The organism is Paenibacillus forsythiae T98 (assembly GCF_000520735.1).
GTDB classification, from domain to species: Bacteria; Bacillota; Bacilli; order Paenibacillales; family Paenibacillaceae; genus Paenibacillus_AQ; species Paenibacillus_AQ forsythiae.
The window spans coordinates 1-3,301 of the sequence record NZ_ASSC01000103.1 but is presented as its reverse complement, the minus strand read 5'-3'; the positions used below and the strand labels follow the sequence as shown (position 1 = coordinate 3,301).

At 56.4% G+C, this 3,301-nt stretch carries 3 protein-coding genes; all 3 read left to right on the top strand.

Annotation, left to right across the window (positions count from 1 at the left end; all coding sequences use genetic code 11):
* Window positions 1-50 precede the first annotated feature (50 nt).
* Window positions 51-1,643, top strand: a complete 1,593-nt coding sequence (locus tag L692_RS0103495) for an alkaline phosphatase (RefSeq protein ID WP_232238724.1) — start codon at window positions 51-53, stop codon at window positions 1,641-1,643.
* 12 nt (window positions 1,644-1,655) lie between these two features.
* On the top strand, window positions 1,656-2,372 hold the full coding sequence (locus tag L692_RS0103490; RefSeq protein ID WP_025697258.1) for an ABC transporter ATP-binding protein: 717 nt from the start codon (window positions 1,656-1,658) through the stop codon (window positions 2,370-2,372).
* Window positions 2,369-3,301: ABC transporter permease (locus tag L692_RS0103485; protein WP_025697255.1), on the top strand; the 933-nt coding region annotated here is incomplete at its 3' end. The genes L692_RS0103490 and L692_RS0103485, both read left to right, overlap by 4 nt.

The window sequence follows — 3,301 nt, the reverse complement described above, 5'->3', positions numbered from 1 at the left end:
CGCAAGGCGTTTCCAAGACACCGGCGCCCGCCAAAGCTCCGTCCAAGAATTTGATCGTCCTGATCGGCGATGGCATGGGACCCGCGCAAATCTCGGCGACCCGTTATTATGAACAGTATAAAAAGGGAGTCAAGCATCTCAATCTCGACCCGTATTATGTCGGACAGGCCACTACATATGCGGACCGCGGCGAAGACGGCGGCACCGTGGTGTCGGGGGTTGTAACGGACTCGGCATCCGCCGGCACGGCTTTTGCGACAGGCCATAAGACATACAACGCGGGCATCAGCGTATCTAATGCGGATGTGTCCAAGCCTTTCGCCTCCGTGATTGAAGCGGCGGAGAGCAGCGGCAAGGCGACCGGTCTTGTGACCACCGCGCGAATCACCCACGCCACCCCTGCCGTATACGCGTCGCATGTCCGCAGCCGCGATAACGAATCGGCCATTGCCTCCCAGTACCTGGATAGCGGCGTGGATGTGCTGTTTGGCGGGGGCAAGCAATTTTTTGTGACCAAGGATGAGAAAGGCAAGCGGACGGATAAAAATATTCTGCCCGATTTCAAAGCGAAAGGGTATACCGTGGTCGAGAATACGAGCGCGCTGAAGGCTCTTCCGGCTTCCACGACCAAAGCGCTGGGTCTGTTCGGCAGCTCCCATGTCGCCTATACCCCGGACCGTACAGCTGAAATTCCAAGCCTGGCGGCCATGACCTCGTCTGCGTTGAAGATTTTGTCCAAGGATAAGAACGGGTTCGTCATGATGATCGAAGGCGGCCGGATTGACCATGCCGGACATGCCAACGATTTCCCGACGCTTGTGCAGGAGACGCTTGATTTCGACGCCGCCTTCAAGACTGCGATCGAATTCGCCAAGAAGGACGGCAACACATCCGTAGTCGTGACCGCTGACCATGAAACGGGCGGTTTGTCCCTGTCCCGCGACAATATCTATGAGCTGAATATCGACCTGTGGGACAAGCAGAAGCATTCTTCGGAGTCCATCGCCAGCAAGCTTGCCGAGGCCAAGACCCCGGAGGAAATCCGCAGCATTGTGGCGGAGAATACCGGATTTAACGATCTGACCGACGAAGAGGTGCAAGCGATTCTGGCAGGCGACGGTTCCTCCTACAAGCAAGAGGGCGCCTACAATGCCGTTATTTCCAAAAGGCTGCTGGTCGGCTGGTCCGGACACGGGCATTCTGCCGTCGACGTCGGAGTATGGGCATATGGCCCTATCGCGGGTAAGGTTAAAGGACAGGTCGACAACACTCAGATCGCCAGAGCTTCTGCCGCCATTGTAGGGGTTAATCTGGACAAGAGAACCGCCGAGCTTCAATCGAAATATATCTATCCGAAGTTTAAAATCAACCGCGATAACGAAGTGCTGTACCCCGTGGCTGCGCTGATTAAAGCCCTTGGAGGAAGCTACAGCAGCGGCTCCGCCGTTTCGAAGGCCGCTTTTGGCAAAAACACGCTGAATATCAACATGTCGGCTCTGACAGCGACTCTAAACGGCAAGGCTGTATCTTTCACGGTAGATAACGATAACGGAACCGTATATCTTCCGCTGTCCGCTTTCAGCCAGTTGACCGGCAAAAATCTGAAGTGGGATTCGCTTTCCGAACGGATTGTGCTGCGTTAAGGGGGAGCGAGCATGCTGCAAATTTCCGGCCTGGGCAAAAGCTTCCGGATCGACGGGCGCAGTCTGCCGATTCTGGATATTCCGGTTTGGCAGGTGGAATCAGGTGAACAGGTGGCGATTACCGGACCCAGCGGGTCCGGTAAAAGCACGCTGCTCCATTTAATTAGCGGAATCGAGGTACCGGACAAGGGCGAGATTCACTTGGAGGGACAGCCGCTGCACAGCATGACGGAATCGCAGCGGGATCGCCTTCGGGCCATGAGCATCGGTTATGTGCTGCAGGATTTTCACCTCATTCCTTCTCTTACCGCCAGTCAGAATATCGAAATCGCAATGAACGTCAGCATGCCTGCGAAGCAGAGAAAGAAGCTCATCTCCGAGTGGCTGGAGAGAGTGGGCCTGCCGGACCGGGGGCAGCATATGCCTTCCCAGCTGTCCCGGGGTCAACAGCAGCGGGTGGCGATTGTCCGAGCGCTTGTGAACAACCCGCCGCTGGTGCTTGCGGACGAGCCGACCGGCAGTCTGGACTGGGAGACGGCCGACGAAATTTCTCGACTGCTGCTGGACTTAAGCTCTAACGGACAGCAGACATTGATTGTCGTCACGCATGACCTGAACATGGCGCAGCGCTTTCCGAAATGTCTGGACATAAGAGAGCTGAACCGTATCCGTAAGCATGCCGGGCATCAAGCCGGGAGAGGCGGCGCACAGGAGGTAAGCACCGGATGAATCTTTTTTCATTGTCGATGCGCAATATCCGCCATCGGCTTTTTCTTTCTTTTCTAACTGTTTGCGCAATTGGGGCGACCGTCGCCTTTATCGTTCTGTTCTCGCTGTTCAGGGACAGCGTTGAGCAGGGGGCGGAGAAGGGATACGGCCCATTTGACCTCGTCATTGGCGCAGAGGGCAGCGAAACACAGCTTGTGCTGAATACGTTCTATCATATCGGCGCGCCTACCGGAAATATTCCGGCCAGCGTGCTGGATCAGGCGAAGAGCGATTCGGGCGTGGACAAGGCGTATGCGATGACGACTGGAGACAATTACAACGGATTTCCGGTAGTCGGCATCGATCCGGAGTATTTTCTGACACGTTACGGCGACCGCAAGCTGAAAGAAGGGGCGCTATATGCGAAGACAGGAGAAGCGGTTGTCGGATCGCATGTCGCGCAGACGCTTGGCCTGCATGTGGGTGATTCGTTCACGGGCGCTCATGGGCTTGTGGAGGAAGGGGAGCATCATTCCGCTGAAGAGGCGACCGGGAGCCATGCCGGTGGAGGAGAGGGAGAAGAGGAAGAACATTCACATGAAGGCTTTTTGTATACGGTGACCGGCATCCTGCCTACGCTGAACACGCCGGATGACCGGGCAGTGTTCACCACCGTCGATTACGCCTGGGCGGTTCATGAGCTTCAAGGGGAGGACCGGGAGATTACAGCCGTTCTGGTGAAGCCGGCGACGCTGCTTGGAGCGCATAATCTGAAGCAGACGCTTGACGGCAATAGTGGAGTTCAGGCTGCCTATACAAGCAAGGCCGTGTCGGATGTGGTGAACGCGGTCGATCAAGGTTCCCGGCTTGTCGGTTTATTGGCCGGTCTGTGTGTGCTGCTCGCCGCAATTACGATTCTGCTGTCGTTGATCGCCGCCGCCGGAGAGCGC